The sequence below is a fragment of the Streptomyces sp. NPDC090045 genome, from assembly GCF_044747975.1.
Lineage (GTDB): Bacteria > Actinomycetota > Actinomycetes > Streptomycetales > Streptomycetaceae > Streptomyces.
Genome location: NZ_JBIVFA010000011.1, coordinates 137,042 through 152,882, shown reverse-complemented (window position 1 = coordinate 152,882; position 15,841 = coordinate 137,042). Strand labels below are relative to the sequence as shown.

The 15,841-nt window shown below is 71.3% G+C and carries 14 protein-coding genes; 2 read left to right on the top strand and 12 right to left on the bottom strand.

Features of this window, described 5'->3' with window-relative positions; translation table 11 throughout:
• Positions 1-7: 7 nt before the first annotated feature.
• On the bottom strand, positions 8-718 hold the full coding sequence (locus tag ACIPYQ_RS27290; protein ID WP_361767761.1) for an MBL fold metallo-hydrolase: 711 nt from the start codon (positions 716-718) through the stop codon (positions 8-10).
• Positions 719-871: 153 nt separating this feature from the next.
• Between ACIPYQ_RS27290 and ACIPYQ_RS27285 the strand changes: the two genes are divergently transcribed.
• Together ACIPYQ_RS27285 and ACIPYQ_RS27280 are read left to right on the top strand one after the other, a co-directional pair.
• The gene (locus tag ACIPYQ_RS27285) at positions 872-1,663 is read left to right on the top strand and encodes a peptidylprolyl isomerase (RefSeq protein ID WP_401256063.1); all 792 of its coding nucleotides are present in this window, start codon (positions 872-874) and stop codon (positions 1,661-1,663) included.
• Between the two features lie 190 nt (positions 1,664-1,853).
• Positions 1,854-3,083: a DUF349 domain-containing protein gene (locus ACIPYQ_RS27280; RefSeq protein WP_361767755.1), complete on the top strand. Its 1,230-nt coding sequence runs from the start codon at positions 1,854-1,856 to the stop codon at positions 3,081-3,083.
• 67 nt (positions 3,084-3,150) lie between these two features.
• On the opposite strand, the gene ACIPYQ_RS27275 is transcribed toward ACIPYQ_RS27280, so the two are convergent.
• The 11 genes from ACIPYQ_RS27275 to ruvC all read right to left on the bottom strand — a co-directional run bounded on the left by ACIPYQ_RS27275 (position 3,151) and on the right by ruvC (position 15,732).
• Entirely contained in the window at positions 3,151-4,293 is a 1,143-nt protein-coding gene (locus tag ACIPYQ_RS27275; RefSeq protein ID WP_319721129.1) for a caspase family protein, read from the bottom strand.
• A complete protein-coding gene (locus ACIPYQ_RS27270) occupies positions 4,277-4,678 on the bottom strand; it encodes a hypothetical protein (protein ID WP_401256059.1) in 402 nt (133 codons plus the stop codon). Before ACIPYQ_RS27270 ends, ACIPYQ_RS27275 begins: the two co-directional genes overlap by 17 nt.
• A 13-nt stretch (positions 4,679-4,691) precedes the next feature.
• Complete coding sequence (locus ACIPYQ_RS27265) at positions 4,692-6,062, bottom strand: protein kinase (RefSeq protein WP_401256056.1); 1,371 nt, start codon at positions 6,060-6,062, stop codon at positions 4,692-4,694.
• 67 nt (positions 6,063-6,129) lie between these two features.
• Complete coding sequence (locus ACIPYQ_RS27260; RefSeq protein WP_361767745.1) at positions 6,130-8,562, bottom strand: bifunctional (p)ppGpp synthetase/guanosine-3',5'-bis(diphosphate) 3'-pyrophosphohydrolase; 2,433 nt, start codon at positions 8,560-8,562, stop codon at positions 6,130-6,132.
• Between the two features lie 305 nt (positions 8,563-8,867).
• Positions 8,868-9,422 (bottom strand): adenine phosphoribosyltransferase, encoded by a 555-nt coding sequence (locus ACIPYQ_RS27255; protein ID WP_401256052.1) that lies wholly within the window; start codon positions 9,420-9,422, stop codon positions 8,868-8,870.
• Positions 9,419-10,474, bottom strand: coding sequence for a protein translocase subunit SecF (secF, locus tag ACIPYQ_RS27250; protein ID WP_401256050.1), 1,056 nt, complete (start codon positions 10,472-10,474; stop codon positions 9,419-9,421). Before secF ends, ACIPYQ_RS27255 begins: the two co-directional genes overlap by 4 nt.
• Positions 10,475-10,477: 3 nt before the next feature.
• The gene (gene secD / locus ACIPYQ_RS27245) at positions 10,478-12,271 is read right to left on the bottom strand and encodes a protein translocase subunit SecD (RefSeq protein ID WP_401256047.1); all 1,794 of its coding nucleotides are present in this window, start codon (positions 12,269-12,271) and stop codon (positions 10,478-10,480) included.
• Between the two features lie 153 nt (positions 12,272-12,424).
• Positions 12,425-12,901 carry a preprotein translocase subunit YajC gene (gene yajC / locus ACIPYQ_RS27240; RefSeq protein ID WP_401256044.1) on the bottom strand — a complete coding sequence of 159 codons (477 nt, stop codon included), beginning with the start codon at positions 12,899-12,901 and terminating at the stop codon, positions 12,425-12,427.
• Positions 12,902-13,067: 166 nt separating this feature from the next.
• Entirely contained in the window at positions 13,068-14,141 is a 1,074-nt protein-coding gene (ruvB, locus tag ACIPYQ_RS27235; protein WP_030706273.1) for a Holliday junction branch migration DNA helicase RuvB, read from the bottom strand.
• 425 nt (positions 14,142-14,566) lie between these two features.
• Positions 14,567-15,199 carry a Holliday junction branch migration protein RuvA gene (ruvA, locus tag ACIPYQ_RS27230; RefSeq protein ID WP_361767730.1) on the bottom strand — a complete coding sequence of 211 codons (633 nt, stop codon included), beginning with the start codon at positions 15,197-15,199 and terminating at the stop codon, positions 14,567-14,569.
• A complete protein-coding gene (gene ruvC / locus ACIPYQ_RS27225) occupies positions 15,196-15,732 on the bottom strand; it encodes a crossover junction endodeoxyribonuclease RuvC (protein WP_361767727.1) in 537 nt (178 codons plus the stop codon). The genes ruvA and ruvC overlap by 4 nt, the downstream gene beginning before the upstream one ends.
• Between the last annotated feature and the right edge of the window lie 109 nt (positions 15,733-15,841).

Below are 15,841 nucleotides of genomic sequence, written 5' to 3'. Positions count from 1 at the left end.
GCTTTCGTCACATTCCTCGTCGTGGAGCGGCGGTGCCGTCTCCGAGCCCGGCGGCGACTTCCCGGAGGTACGGGTTGGTCGCGCGCTCGCGGCCGATGGTGGTCTGGGGACCGTGGCCGGACAGCACCACGGTCGAGTCGTCGAGCGGCAGGCACACGCGGCCCAGCGATTCGAGCATCTCGGCGTGGGAGCCGCCGGGCAGGTCGGTGCGTCCGATGGAGCCGGCGAAGAGCAGGTCGCCCGAGAAGAAGACCGGCGGGATGTCGGCCAGCTCGGGCATCCGGAAGGTCACCGACCCCCTGGTATGCCCCGGCGCGTGCGCCACGGAGAAGTCCATTCCGGCCAATTTCAGCGCGGCGCCGTCGGCCAGTTCGCGGACGTCGTCGGGCTCCCCCACGGTCAGCTCGCCCATGAGCGGCATCCCGATGGAGCGGCCGAGGGCCTTCTCCGGGTCGCTCATCATGTAGCGGTCCTCGGGGTGGATCCAGGCCGGTACGTCGTGTGCTCCGCACACCGGGACCACCGAGGCCACATGATCGATGTGGCCATGGGTCAGCACGACCGCGACGGGCTTGAGCCGATGCTTCTTCAGCGTCTCCTCGACACCCTGGGCGGCCTGGTGGCCCGGGTCGATGATGACGCACTCCTCACCGGCGGCGGGGGCGACCACGTAACAGTTGGTCCCCCAGGCCCCTGCGGGGAACCCGGCAATCAGCACGTTCGTCCTCAATCGTCGTCCGGCGGGAGGCTGCAGGTCGGAATCCTGCTGCTCAGAGCCTACCGGCGCCGCTCATTACACAGCGAACCCATATACGGTACGGCCTATCCCAGCCCGGACAGCAGTACCAGACACGTACAAGGAGACGACCCCGTGGTCACGAGCGATCAGCGGCGGCGACAGCTCGCCAGGGAGAAGTACGAGCGCCAGTCGGCGCGCCGGGCCGAGGCCCGCAAGAAGGCGCGCCAGCGTGCGGCGGTGATCGGCGCGGCGGTGGCCGTGGTGGTGGCGACGCTCGTCGGCCTGATCGTGGGCGGTGTCTTCGACAAGGACAAGAAGGACCAGGCCGCGGACCCGGCGGCGAACCCGTCGGCCTCGCCGTCGGCGCCCGAGCCCAAGCAGTCCCCGTCGCCGGAGATGGCGATCGACCAGAAGGCGAAGTACACCTTCGCCCTGAAGACGAGCGCGGGCGACATCAACTTCGCGATGGACGCGGCGAAGACCCCGCAGACCGTCAACTCGTTCAAGTCGCTCGCCGACAAGAAGTACTTCGACAACACGAAGTGCCACCGCCTGACGGCCGGCGGGATCTTCGTGCTCCAGTGCGGCGACCCCGAGGGCACCGGCCGGGGCGGCCCGGGCTACAACATCCCGGACGAGAACCTGGACTCGCTCGGCAAGGCCAACGAGCAGGGTCAGGTGATCTACCCGGCGGGCACGGTCGCCATGGCCAACACGGGTCAGCCCGGCTCGGGCGGCAGCCAGTTCTTCCTGGTCTACAAGGACAGCCCGCTGACGCCGACGTACACCCCGTTCGGCAAGATCGACGCGGCCGGCCTGAAGGTCCTGGAGGAGATCGCCAAGGCCGGTACGGTCGACGGCGGCCCTGACGGTGCGCCGAAGACCGAGGTCAAGATCGAGAAGGGCACCGTCACCCAGAACTGACGGGATGCGGCAGCCCCGGGCCTTGCCGGTCCGCCGCCCGTACGCCGAGATTCCGTCGTGCGGGATGCGGACAGCCGGCCCGGCGGTCGCCTATGTTTGCGTTGTGCAGGGCGGGCGCTGCCCGCCCCAGGAAACTGTGGACGATGCCCAGGGGGTGAACCCCTCGCAGGCATCAGGTGGAGGAGGCGCTGTGAGCAGCGACCCGTGGGGCCGAGTCGACGAGACGGGCACCGTGTACGTGCGTACTTCCGAGGGCGAGCAGGTCGTCGGTTCGTGGCAGGCGGGCACCCCTGAGGAGGCCCTGGCCTATTTCGAGCGCAAGTACGAGGGCCTGGTGGTCGAGATCGGCCTCCTCGAAAAGCGGGTGCGGACCACTGATCTGTCCGCCAAGGACGCGCAGACGGCGATCGACCACCTGCGCACTCAGGTCGACGAGCACCACGCCGTGGGCGACCTCGGCGCCCTGCGCGTGCGGCTGGACAAGCTGGTCGAGACGGTGGAGTCGCGGCGCGAGGAGCGCAAGGCCCAGAAGGCGAAGCAGACGGACGAGGCCCGTGCGGCCAAGGACGCGCTGGTCGTCGAGGCCGAGCAGCTGGCGCAGAGCGACCAGTGGCGCAGCGCCGGCGAGCGGCTGCGCGCCCTGGTGGACATCTGGAAGGGTCTGCCGCGCCTGGACCGCAAGTCGGACGACGAGCTGTGGCACCGGTTCTCGCACGCCCGTTCCGCCTTCTCCAAGCGCCGCAAGGCGCACTTCGCCTCGCTGGATGCGCAGCGCGAGGATGCCCGCAAGGTCAAGGAGAGGCTGGTCGCGGAGGCCGAGTCGCTGTCGAAGTCGACCGACTGGGGTCCGACGGCCGCCCGCTACCGCGAGCTGATGGCGGACTGGAAGGCGGCGGGCCGTGCGCAGCGCGAGTCCGAGGACGACCTGTGGAACCGTTTCCGCGGTGCGCAGGACGTGTTCTTCGCGGCGCGCAGCGAGGTGTTCGCGGAGCGCGACGCCGAGCAGACCGAGAACCTGAAGCTGAAGGAGGAGCTGGCCGACGAGGCCGAGAAGCTCGTCCCGATCACGGACCTGAAGGCGGCCCGCGCCGCGTTCCGTTCCCTCAACGAGCGCTGGGAGGCCATCGGCCACGTGCCGCGGGACGCCCGGCCGAAGGTCGAGGGCCGGATGCACACGGTGGAGCGGGCGATCCAGGAGGCCGAGGAGGGCGAGTGGCGTCGTACGAACCCGGAGGCGCGGGCCCGTGCGGCCGGTCTGACGGGTCAGCTCCAGGCGGCGGTCGACAAGCTGCGTGAGCAGATCGACGCGGCGCGCGCCGCCGGCAACAACGCGAAGGCCGACAAGCTGGCCCGGGAGCTGGAGGGCCGCCAGGCCCTGCTGGACCAGGCGCTGAAGGGCCTGGAGGAGTTCGGGGGCTGACGGCCCTCCGAAGGACCGGGGCGGGCGGGCATCACCGTGAGAGCGGTGGTGCCCGCCCGTTTTCGTGTCACGGGCGGACCCGGCTGCCGTCCTGCAAGAGGTCCAGCGCGTGTTCGAGGACCGCGCAGGCCTGGATGTGGTTGCCGGACTCCTGGAGCAGCGCGGCCAGCCGCCTGCACACCTGGACGGCCTCGGGCCCGTAGAACCGGTGCACCTGCTGGAAGGCCTGCTCCAGTACCTCGATGGCCTCGCGGGTCTGTCCGGTCTCCTCCAGCATGTCGGAGAGTTCGAGCTGGACGGCGAGGAGGTCGCTCTCCCCGTCCGGCGCCCGTTCCTGCAGGGCGAGGCGCAGCACGGGCAGCGCGTCACGGGTGCGGCCCGCGGCGCGCAGCGTACGGGCGAGCCCCAGTCCGGCCACGACCATGGCGGAGCGGACGTCGGCGGCGAGGACCGGGCCGGCCGGGGTGCCGCGCACGGCGCGCGCCCGGTTGCGTACCAGCCGCAGCCGGCCCATGCCCATCTCCTGGGCGTGCTGGGGCAGCGGACGGTTCTTGGCGCGCAGCCGGCCCTCCATGGTGCGGCAGAGGGTCTCCAGGTCGATCAGTTCGGGTCCGTCGGGGATCCCGTCGCGCAGGATGGTCAGCAGCTCGCCGGTGAACGCCGTGTGCCGTTCGCCGTCGGGGGCCAGGGCGACCCGGTCGCGCGGGGACGCGGTGAGGACGTACGCGCCCTCCACGGCGGCCTGCGCGGCGAGCGCGTCCCGCTCCCCCGCGAGGGTGGAGGCGGCCCGGCCGCTGAAGCAGCAGTCGAGGACGACCACCTTGCGCCGGGCTCCGGAGTCGCGCAGGGCGGAGCGCAGGTGCTGGTAGGCGACGGCGGTGTAGCCGACGTGCTCGCGGGAGCCCTGGAGGGCGAGGTAGAGGTCGGCGGTCGCCGCGTCCCGCATGCCGTGCCCGGCGTAGTAGACGAGCAGCGTGTCGGTGGCCTCCTCCCCCGCCCGGTTGACGGGGTCGAGGAGCTCGGCGGGGTGCTGCGGGTCGAGTACGAGGGTGCAGTGCTGCTCGGGCAGCCCCCAGACGGTCGCGTCGCACAGCTCGGCGGCCAGGTCCTTCACATTGGCCTCGACGGCCGGGAGCGCCGCCAGGTGCCGGTACGCGGCGCTCCCGATGACGACCGCCCGGGAGGCCGCGGGGTCAGGCAGTCCCGTCATCGGCCCCGTCCGGGTCAGCGTCCCCGCTTCCGTCCTCCAGGGCCGCGACGATGCGGTGCAGGGCCTCGGGATCGCCGGCCTCGTCCCCGGTGAGCGTGATCTCGTACGGGCCGCGGCGCACGGTGAGGGCGGGGGGCCGGCGGCGCGACGCCTGCCACTGGAGCACGGAGAACACCAGCGATCCGGTGGACAGGCTGGAACCGACGGCCAGTTGGAGGAGGTCGAAGCCGGGGGACCCCATGGGGGTGCCGCCGGGCGCGGCGATCGCCGCCCTGCTCCGGATCCGCCCGCGCGCCTCGCGGCGTACCGTCTCGTCCTCGCGCAGCCAGAGCAGCAGCGACCGCAGTTCGGTCTCCGGCCCCAGCCCCGGTCTGTACGGATCCACCCGTAAGTCGTACTCATGCATCCGGTGTGTCCCTCCCCTGTCCGTGGTGTGCGCTGATCCACGCGAACAGTTCCAGCGCCTTCTTCGCCTTCCCCATCCGTGCCAGGCACACAGCCTGCCAGTACTGGCAGGCGAGCGTGGTCGGATGGGCCGGGCCCAGCGTCTCCTCGCAGAAGGGGGTGACGCCGGAGAGGAGTTGGGCGGCCTCCTGGAGCTCGCCCCGCAGGACCAGCCCGACCGCCTCGCGCTGGCGGGACAGGGCGGTGCTCGCGGTCATCCGGCTGTGCACCAGCTTGCGGGTGACCTCGCTGAGCGTGATCGGGCCCGGACGGCGCCCCGGAGGCCGCTCCCAGAGCTCCTCGTCCGACGGCGGAGGGGCGCTCTCCCGGGGGAGCGCGTCCGGCAGCAGCGGGCGCACGGGGGCGTCCGTGACGTCGACCTCGTACCAGTCGTACTCGGGTGCCTCCGCCGGCTGCGCGGCTTCGGGTGCCCCGTGCAGCAGGTGCCGGGTGATGAGCTGTTCGACCTGTTCCTTCCCGCCGTCCGCCCAGCGCCGCAGGAGTGCAGCGGCGGCGGCCGCGTCCGTCGGCCGGTCGCGGAAGTCCCTCGCGCACAGTGCGTCCACGGCCTCGACCAGGCCGTCCGGCAACGCGGCCACTCCCCGGCTGCGCAGCGAGGGAATGCCCTTGGCGGCCCGCAGGACGAGGTCGCCGAACTCCTCGGGATCGCTCTCGAACGGGGGCCGGCCGGTGAGCATGAAGTGCATGCAGGCGCCGACCCCGTAGAGGTCGGTGGCCTCCACCGGGGTCAGTCCCTCGATCCGTTCCGGCGCCATGTACTGCGGGGTGCCGATCAGCCGGTCGTCGCCCCTGGTGCTGCGCGGCTGCTCGGTCACCACGGCGAGCCCGAAGTCGTAGAGGATCACGTGGCCCGTCCGGCTCACCCGGATGTTGCCCGGCTTCACGTCGCGGTGCAGCACCCCGCTCTTGTGGGCGGAGTCCAGCGCGTCGAGGGTCTCGGCGGCGATCCAGCAGGCGGCGGGCACGGACAGCGCGCCGCCGGCGCCGAGGAGCGAGAGATCGGCCCCGTCGAGCATCTCCATCACCAGGTACGGCGTGCCGCTGAGGGTGTCGAACCCGGAGTCGTGGATGCCCACCACGCCCCGGTGGCGGATCCGGGCCAGCGCGATGGCTTCGGCCACGAACCTCCGCTGCATCTCGTGCGGAAGACTCGCGCCGACGGCCGACAGCACCTTGACCGCCACCCGGCGCCGCAGCCGGGTGTCCTCCGCCTCGAACACCACGCCCATCCCGCCCCGTCCGAGCACGTCGATCGGACGGTAGCGGCGGGCGAGCCCCGCGGGGAAGACGTCGTTGCCGGCCACGTGGTCCCCCCGGGGTGGCATCGGAGCAGCGGTCAGGCCGTGGTCACGGCCTTGATCGGGCCCTTGGTCAGGGCCTCCTTGCAGAGGTAACACGGTAGACGTCGTAGACGCCCTCCACACCCCGAACGGCCTTCAGGACGTGGCCCAGGTGCTTGGGGTCGCCCATCTCGAAGGTGAACCGCGAGGTGGCCACCCGGTCGCGGGAGGTCTGGACGGCCGCCGAGAGGATGTTGACGTGCTGGTCCGAGAGGACCCTGGTGACGTCCGACAGCAGCCGGGACCGGTCCAGCGCCTCGACCTGGATGGCGACGAGGAAGACCGAGGACTGGGTGGGCGCCCACTCGACCTCCAGCATCCGCTCGGGCTGCTGGGAGAGCGAGTCGACGTTGACGCAGTCCGCGCGGTGAACCGATACGCCACTGCCGCGGGTGACGAACCCGATGATCGGGTCGCCCGGCACCGGGGTGCAGCAGCGGGCCAGCTTGACCCACACGTCGTCGACACCCTTGACGACGACACCCGGGTCCGCGTTGCTGCGCCGCTTGCTGCGGGCGCGTGCGGGCGGGATCGACTCCTCGATGTCCTCGTTGGCCGCCTCCTCGCCGCCGAGGGCCGCCACCAGCTTCTGTACGACGCCCTGCGCGGCCACGTGGCCCTCGCCGATCGCCGCGTACAGGGAGGAGATGTCGGGGTAGCGCATCTCGTGCGCGAGGGTGACGAGCGAGTCGCCGGTGAGGATGCGCTGGATCGGCAGGTTCTGCTTGCGCATGGCCCGCGCGAGGGCGTCCTTGCCGTGCTCGATGGCCTCGTCGCGGCGCTCCTTGGAGAACCAGCCGCGGATCTTGTTGCGGGCCCGCGGGGACTTGACGAAGCCCAGCCAGTCGCGGGACGGGCCCGCGCCCTCGGCCTTCGAGGTGAAGACCTCGACCAGGTCGCCGTTGTCGAGCGTGGACTCCAGCGGCACCAGGCGGCCGTTGACCCTGGCGCCTATGGTCCGGTGGCCGACCTCGGTGTGGACGGCGTACGCGAAGTCCACGGGGGTGGCGCCGGCGGGCAGCGCGATGACGTCGCCCTTGGGGGTGAAGACGAAGACCTCGTTGCGGGAGAGGTCGAAGCGCAGCGAGTCGAGGAACTCGCCCGGGTCCTCGGTCTCCTTCTGCCAGTCCAGCAGCTGGCGCAGCCAGGCCATGTCGTTGACCGTGTCCTGGCCGGCGCTGCCCTTGGCGGCCTGCGGGACGTCGGTACGGACCTTGGAGGTGCCGGCGACGGTCTGCTGCTTGTACTTCCAGTGCGCGGCGATGCCGTACTCGGCGCGGCGGTGCATGTCGAAGGTGCGGATCTGCAGCTCGACGGGCTTGCCGCTGGGCCCGATGACCGTCGTGTGGAGCGACTGGTACATGTTGAACTTGGGCATCGCGATGTAGTCCTTGAACCGGCCGGGGACCGGGTTCCAGCGCGCGTGCACGGTGCCGAGGGCCGCGTAGCAGTCCCGGACGGTGTCGACGAGGACGCGGATGCCCACCAGGTCGTAGATCTCCGCGAAGTCGCGGCCGCGGACGATCATCTTCTGGTAGACGCTGTAGTAGTGCTTCGGGCGGCCCGTGACGGTGGCCTTGATCCGGGCGGCTCTGAGGTCGACCATCACCTCGTCGGTGACGACGGCGAGGTACTCGTCGCGCTTGGGCGCCCGCTCGGCGACCAGGCGGACGATCTCGTCGTACATCTTCGGGTAGAGGATGGCGAAGGAGAGGTCCTCGAGCTCCCACTTGATCGTGTTCATGCCCAGCCGGTGTGCCAGCGGGGCGTAGATCTCGATCGTCTCGCGGGCCTTCTTCTCCTGCTTCTCCCGCTTGAGGTAGCGCATGGTGCGCATGTTGTGCAGCCGGTCGGCGAGCTTGATGACGAGGACGCGCGGGTCCTTGGCCATCGCCACGACCATCTTGCGGACCGTCTCGGCCTGGGCGGCCTCGCCGAACTTCACCCGGTCCAGCTTGGTGACGCCGTCGACGAGGAGGGCCACGGCGTCGCCGAAGTCGCGGCGCAGGTCCTCCAGGCCGTACTCGGTGTCCTCGACGGTGTCGTGCAGCAGGCCGGCCATCAGGGTGGCGGGGTCCATGCCGAGCTCGGCGAGGATGGTGGTCACCGCGAGCGGGTGGGTGATGTACGGGTCGCCGCTCTTGCGCTTCTGGCCGCGGTGCCAGCGCTCGGCGACCTGGTAGGCCTGTTCGAGCTGGCGCAGCGTCGACGTCTCGATCTTCGGGTCGTTGCTGCGGACTATACGGAGCAGGGGCTCCAGCACCGGGTTGTACGGGTTCGAGCGCTGCACGCCGAGCCGGGCGAGACGGGCGCGCACCCGGTTCGAGGACCCGGCCGACTTCACCGGCGCGGGCTTGACCGGCGGGGCCGGCGGAGCCGTCGGGGGCGTGGCCGGAACCGCCTTGGCCGGCTCGGCCTTCGGGTCGGGCTGCGCGGCGGAGATTGGCTGGACCTCGTCTGGCAAGAGCGCTCCTCTGGGGGTCCCCCCGGACGAAGTGTGGGGGAGGATCCGGTGCCCGTTGTCCGGTCCGGACAACCCATGGTAGCGAGGGTTCGGCCCCCTCGTTCCTCGAGCCCGTCCCGTGTGCGGCTCCGCTGCTGGGGCTCCGCCCCAGACCCCGCGCCTCAAACGCCGGCGGGGCTGATTGTTCCAGCCTCGCCGGCGTTTGAGGCGCGGGGGCTCGGGGGCTGGCCCCCGCAGCGGCGGCGCACACGGAAGCGGCGGGCACCCGGAGGAACCGGATACCCGCCGCTTCGGCACAGCAAGGGTCAGACCACGATCAGCGCGTCCAGTGGAGCCGCCGCAAGGGAAGCGGCCAGCTTGGCGCGGCCCGGGAGGAACGACAGTTCCATCAGGACGGCCACGCCGACGACCTCGGCCCCGGCCCGCCGGATCAGCGAGAGCGAGGCTTCGGCGGTCCCACCAGTGGCCAGCACGTCGTCGATGACCATGACCCGGTCACCCGGCGCCAGATCCTCCGCGTGGACCTCGATCTCCGCGGTGCCGTACTCCAGCTCGTACGACTGCGCGAGCGTCGCTCCCGGCAGCTTCCCGGCCTTGCGCACCGGCACGAAGCCGATCCCGGCCTGCACGGCCACCGGAGCCGCCAGGATGAACCCCCGCGCCTCCAGTCCGACGATCTTCGTCGCCCCGTACCGCCCGGCCAGCTCCACCAGCGCGTCCGTCAGCGCCGCGAAGGCCTTCGGGTCGGCCAGCAGCGGGGTGATGTCCTTGAACATCACGCCCGGCTTCGGGTAGTCCGGGACGTCCTTGATCCGGCCGAGCAGCAGGGCCCGTACGTCCTCGGACAGCGGCGCGGTCAACGTCGCCGCCCCTGCCGGCCCTGCGCCACGACCTGCGGCTCGTCCTCGGACGCGTAGCCGTCGTCCGGGGACTCGCCCTTGGCCGCCGCGGCCGCCCGCTTCGCGAGCACCCGCTTCTTCAGCGCCTTCATCGCCGGCTCGCGCTCCTTGAGGTCCACGACCAGCGGGGTCGCGATGAAGATCGAGGAGTACGCACCGGCCGCGAGGCCGACGAACAGCGACAGCGAGATGTCGTTCAGCATGCCGGCGCCCAGGAAGCCGCCGCCGATGAAGAGCAGCGCGGCGACCGGGAGGAGCGCGACGACCGTGGTGTTGATCGAGCGGACCAGGGTGCCGTTGATGCTGCGGTTGGCGACCTCGCTGTACGTCCAGCGGGTCTGCTTGGTGATGTCCTTCGAGCCCTCCTTGAGACCGTCGAAGACGACGACGGTGTCGTAGAGGGAGTAACCGAGGATCGTCAGCAGACCGATGACCGTACCGGGCGTGACCTCGAAGCCGACGAGCGCGTACACGCCGACGGTGATGGTGAGGTCGTGGATCAGCGCGATCAGCGCCGCGACCGCCATCCGCCACTCGAAGGCGATGGCCAGGTAGATCACCACGAGGACCATGAAGATCCCGAGGCCGGTCCAGGCCTTGTTCGCGATCTGCTCGCCCCAGCTGGGGCCGACCAGGTCGGCGTTGATGTCGGCCTCGGTGACCTTGAGGTCGGTGGCGAGGACCTTCTTGACGCCGGTCGCCGCGTCGGTGTCCACACCGGAGATCTGGATCCGCAGGCCGCCGGTGCCGAGCTCCTGGACGATCGCGTCGTGGCCCGAGGCCTTCTCCGCGGCCTCCGTCGCCTTGGCGACGGAGACGGCCGTCTTCGGGGTGGTGAAGACGGCACCGCCCTTGAACTCGATGCCCATGTTGAGGCCCTGAACGGCCAGGGCGACGATCGCCGTGATGGTGATCAGGATGGAAACGCCGTACCAGAGAAAACGCTTGCCGACGAAGTCGTAGCCGACCTCACCGCGGTACAGCTTGGCGCCGAGATCTCCCAGCTTCGACATCTCTCACGCCTCCTTTGCTTCGACGGGGGCGGGGGCGGACCCGGTACGGCGGGACCCGCGCAGCGGGGGCTTGGCACCCAGCCGGTTGGGGTCCAGCCCGGACCACGGGTGACCGCTGGCGAAGAACTTCGTGCGGGCCAGCAGCGTCATGATGGGCTTGGTGAAGAGGAACACCACGACCACGTCGAGCAGGGTGGTCAGACCCAGTGTGAAGGCGAAGCCCTGCACCTTGCCGACGGTCACGATGAACAGCACCGCGGCGGCGAGGAACGACACGAAGTCGGAGACCAGGATCGTGCGCCGGGCGCGCGGCCAGGCCCGCTCGACGGCCGGACGCAGGGTGCGGCCCTCGCGGATCTCGTCGCGGATGCGTTCGAAGTACACGATGAACGAGTCCGCCGTGATGCCGATCGCCACGATCGCACCGCAGACGGCGGGCAGGTTCAGCGCGAAGCCGATGCCCTTCCCGAGGAGCGACATGATCGTGTAGGTCAGGATCGCGGAGACCAGGAGGCTCAGGATGGCGACGAAGGCCAGGCCCCGGTAGTACACGACCAGGTAGATCACCACGAGCAGCAGACCGATGGCACCGGCGATCAGGCCGGCCCGCAGCTGCTCGCCGCCGAGGGCGGCGGTGACGGTGGTGACGCTGTCCTCCTGGAAGGACAGCGGCAGGGCGCCGTACGAGAGCATGTTGCCCAGGTCCTGCGCGGACTGCTGGGTGAAGCCGCCGGAGATCTGGGCGTTGCCGCCCATGATCGCGGTGCTGACCGACGGGTCCGAGACGACGGAGCCGTCGAGCACGATCGCGAACTGGTTCTGCGGCGACTGCTTGGCCGCGAGCTCGCCGGTGACCTTGGCGAAGGCGTCGGAGCCGCGGTCGTTGAAGTCCATCGTGACGATCCACTGACCCGTCTGCGGGTCGATGATGCCCTTGGCGGTCTTCACGTCCTTGCCCTCGACCGCTGCCGGGCCGAGCACCCACTTGCCCCACGCGGTGCCGCGCTGGCCGCAGGCGAGCGTCGGGTCCGTGGGCTTGACGCCCTTGCCGACGGCGGCGCGCTGCGCCTCGTCGGTGCAGTCGAGCGCGGCGAACTTGGCCTGCAGGTCGGCGGCGGCCGCCTCGTCACCCGTGGGGGGAGCGGACGCGGACGGCGACGGGGCCTTGGTGTCGTCTGCCTTCTTCGACTCGCTCGCCGAGGGCGAGGGAGTGGGGGCCGTCGGGGCCTTGAGGGCCTCGCTGAGCGCACGGCCCTGGGAAGTGGCGCTGGACGACGGGGTGGCGGAGGGGCTGGCCTTCTTGCCGTCCTCGGCCTTGGGGGCACCGGAACCGCTCGCGGACGGGTTCGGGCTCGGGCTCTGGGTGCCCTCGGGAGCGGCGGGGGCGCCGTCCGCGAACGCGATGACCGGGCGGAAGTAGAGCTGGGCGGTGGTGCCGACCTGCTCGCGCGCCTGCTGCTCGTTCGTCCCCTTGGGGATGTTCACGATGATGTGGTCGCGGCCCTGGGTCTGGACCTCCGCCTCGGACACGCCGAGACCGTTGACGCGGCGGTCGATGATGCCGACCGCCGTGTTCATGTTGGTCTCGTTGATGGCGTTCTCTTTGCCGGGCTCGCTCTTGGCCTTGAGCGTGATGCTCGTGCCGCCGGCGAGGTCGATGCCCAGCCGGGGAGTCGTCTGCTTCGAGAGGAACATCCCCGCGGTGAGCGCCACCATCGCGATCAGGATGATCGCCAGGGCGCGCCCCGGCCTCCCCTGAGCCCCCGTGGGCCGCCGGCCCTTCTTCGGTGCTGCCACCTTGTCGTTTCTCCCTGTCCAACCGCCCCGCGCCGGGTCAGCGCGCGGACGGCCACGAAATGTGTGGTGGGGACCCCTGCCCCCCGCAGAAGTGTCACTGACGGGGACCGCGGCGACCGCCGGTCTGGCGCCTCCACGGTCCCCCGCCGCGCGCTACTTCGCGCCGGCCTCGCCGTCGGCCTTGCCGTCCTTGGGCTCGTCGTCGCCCTCGACCGCGTCCTTCTTGCCCAGGTCGAGCTTGGGAGCCTCGTCCTCGCCCTTGTCCTTGGTGAGGTCCGTCTTCGGCTCCTCGGTGAGGGAGGAGGCGTCGTCCGGGACGACCGGCGTGTCGGTCGTCACGTCTTCGGTGATGCCGTGGACGATGCGGTTGTACTCCGCGTCCTCGAGAACGGCGCCGATGGCGTTCTTCGCGAAGATCGCGTGGACGCCGGGAGCCACCTCAAGGGTGACCGTGTCGTCACCGATTTCCTTCACCGTGGCGTACATGCCGCCGATGGTGCGGACCCCGGTGCCGGGCGTCATGTGGTCGCGCATCTGCGCGGCTGCCTGCTGCTTCTTCTTCGCGGAGCGGGTCATCAGGAACATCGCCCCGATGAGCACGATGAACGGGAGGAGTGTCACGAGATTCACGGGACGGAGATCCTTCGCACGACCGCACGCGGACGGCGGCCTTTTCTACGGGGGGTGGGCATACCGACCCGAAGGGTCGGCATCGGCGGAGTCTAGGCGAGTCCGCACCGATGGAACAACGCCCAGCATGGCACCGCAGTTCCTGAGGGGGCGAACCTCCGCGCCGTCAGGCCCCGAACAAGCCCTGTTGTCCGCTTGATCCACTTCCCCCGTGCTGTGGCGGCACAAGCCCCAGGTGAGCCCATGCGGCGGGCGTCGCGACCCGTCCCCTGGGGGTGCGCGCGAGCAGGCCCTCGCGGACGAGGAACGGCTCCGCAACCTCTTCCACGGTCTCCCGCTCCTCACCGACGGCCACGGCGAGGGTGGACAGCCCGACGGGGCCGCCGCCGAACAGTTTGAGCAGCGCCTCCAGGACGGCCCGGTCCAGCCGGTCGAGCCCGCGCGCGTCCACCTCGTAGACCTGGAGGGCGGTACCGGCGACCTCGCGGTTGATCACTCCGTCCGCCCGTACCTGTGCGTAGTCGCGTACGCGGCGCAGCAGGCGGTTGGCGATGCGCGGGGTGCCGCGGGAGCGCCCGGCGATCTCGGCGGCTCCGTCGGTGTCGATCTCCACGTCGAGGAGGCGGGCGGAGCGGTGGATGACGCGTTCCAGCTCCTCGGGGGCGTAGAACTCCATGTGCCCGGTGAAGCCGAAGCGGTCCCGCAGCGGGGGCGGCAGCAGGCCGGCCCGGGTGGTCGCCCCGACCAGGGTGAACGGGGGCAGCTCCAGCGGGATCGCGGTGGCCCCGGGCCCCTTGCCGACGATCACGTCGACGCGGAAGTCCTCCATGGCCATGTAGAGCATCTCCTCGGCGGGCCGGGACATGCGGTGGATCTCGTCGAGGAAGAGGACCTCGCCCTCCTGGAGGGAGGACAGGATGGCGGCGAGGTCGCCGGCGTGCTGGATGGCGGGGCCGGAGGTGATGCGGATGGGCGCGCCCATCTCGGCCGCGATGATCATCGACAGGGTGGTCTTGCCGAGGCCGGGCGCGCCGGAGAGCAGGACGTGGTCGGCGGTGGCTCCGCGCTGCCTGGCCGCCTTCAGGACGAGGTCCAGCTGCTGGCGGACCTTCTCCTGCCCGACGAACTCCCCGAGGTCCTTGGGCCGCAGGGCCGCCTCCACGGCGGTGTCCTCCCCGTCGGCCGAGGCCGCGACGAGTCGCTCGCTCTCGTCTGCGTTGGTCTCGTCGTCCCAGTTCACGGTGTCACTCTGCCTTATTCGTTCGCGTGCGGGTGGTCGGGCCCTGCGGGTGCGTCTCCCGGGCGCTGCCCGGACCCGCGCCTCAAACGCCGGCGGGGCTGGATGTGGCCGCCGTAGGCGTTCATGTGCCGCCTACCGCCCGCCAAGCGGAACATACGAGCCGAGCCCGGCCACATTCAGCCCCGCCCGGCCAAACCCAGCCCAGCCTGGCCAAACCCGGCCCCTCCGGCGTTTGAGGAGTGGGGGTCCCCCCGGACGGAGTCTGGGGGAGGGTCCGGGGCGGAGCCCCGATCCTTCAGCCCCGCCCGCACCATCCAGCCTCGCCGGCGTTTGAGGCGCGGGGTCTGGGGCGGAGCCCCGGTCTTTCAGCCTCGCCGGCGATTGAGGCGCGGGCTCGGGCAGAGCCTGGCGGCGGCTCCGACACGCTAGCGAGCGCGGTTCAGGGACTGGAGGGCGGCTCGCAGGAGCTGCGGGACCGGGGCCGAACCGCCGGCGGCGATCGCGGCTTCGGCCTGCGGCGTCACCGCCGAGACGGCCTCCTCCGCGTCCCGCGAGGCGTAGCCCAGCCCGATCAGCGCGGCGGACAGCTGCTCCGTCCACGGCGCCGGCCCCGCCGCGACGGCGCGCTGCGCGCCCACCAGCCCGCTCGCGCCCAGTGGTGCGCCCAGCTTGCCCTTGAGCTCCAGCAGCAGCTTCTGCGCGCCCTTCTTGCCAATGCCCGGCACCGCCGTCAGCGCCTTCTCGTCCCCCGTGGAGACGGCCAGCCGGAGCGCGTCCGGGCTGTGTACCCCGAGCATCGCCTGCGCCAGCCGCGGCCCGACCCCGCTCGCGGTCTGCAGGAGCTCGAAGACCTGGCGCTCGTCGTCGTCGGCGAATCCGTACAGGGTGAGCGAGTCCTCCCGTACGACCAGGGAGGTGGCCAGCCGGGCCTGTTCCCCCACCCGCAGGCCGGCGATGGTGTTCGGCGTGCACTGCACGGCCATGCCCACTCCCCCGACCTCGATCACGGCGAGGGTGGGGGCGAGTGCGGCGACGGGGCCGCTGACGAAGGCGATCATCGGGTACGGCCTTTCGAGCCAGAGGCGTGCAGGGCGACCGCCTGCTGGAGGCGGTTCTGGGCGGGGGCCCGCCAGATGTGACAGATGGCGAGGGCCAGGGCGTCGGCGGCGTCCGCCGGTTTGGGCGGTGCGGCCAGCCGCAGGAGCCGGGTGACCATCGCCCCGACCTGGGCCTTGTCGGCGCGGCCGCTGCCGGTGACGGCGGCCTTGACCTCGCTGGGGGTGTGCAGGGCGACCGGTATCCCGCGGCGGGCGGCGCACAGCATCGCGACGGCACTCGCCTGGGCGGTGCCCATCACGGTGCTGACGTTGTGCTGGCTGAACACCCGCTCCACGGCGACGACTTCGGGTTGGTGCGTATCGAGCCATTCTTCTATGCCCTGCTCGATGGCGACGAGCCGGTGGCCCAACTCCGCGTCCGCGGGGGTGCGTACGACCCCCACCCCGAGCATGGTGAGGGGGCGGCCGGCGACGCCCTCGACGACGCCGACACCGCATCGCGTCAGCCCCGGGTCCACACCGAGTACGCGCACCTTCGCCCCCCTCGTCCACTCGTCCGTCCGTGTCGGTGCAGGTTATCGGGCACCACTGACAAAGCAGCGGGCCGACGGGGGTGTGTCCCCGTCGGCCCGCTGCTGCACG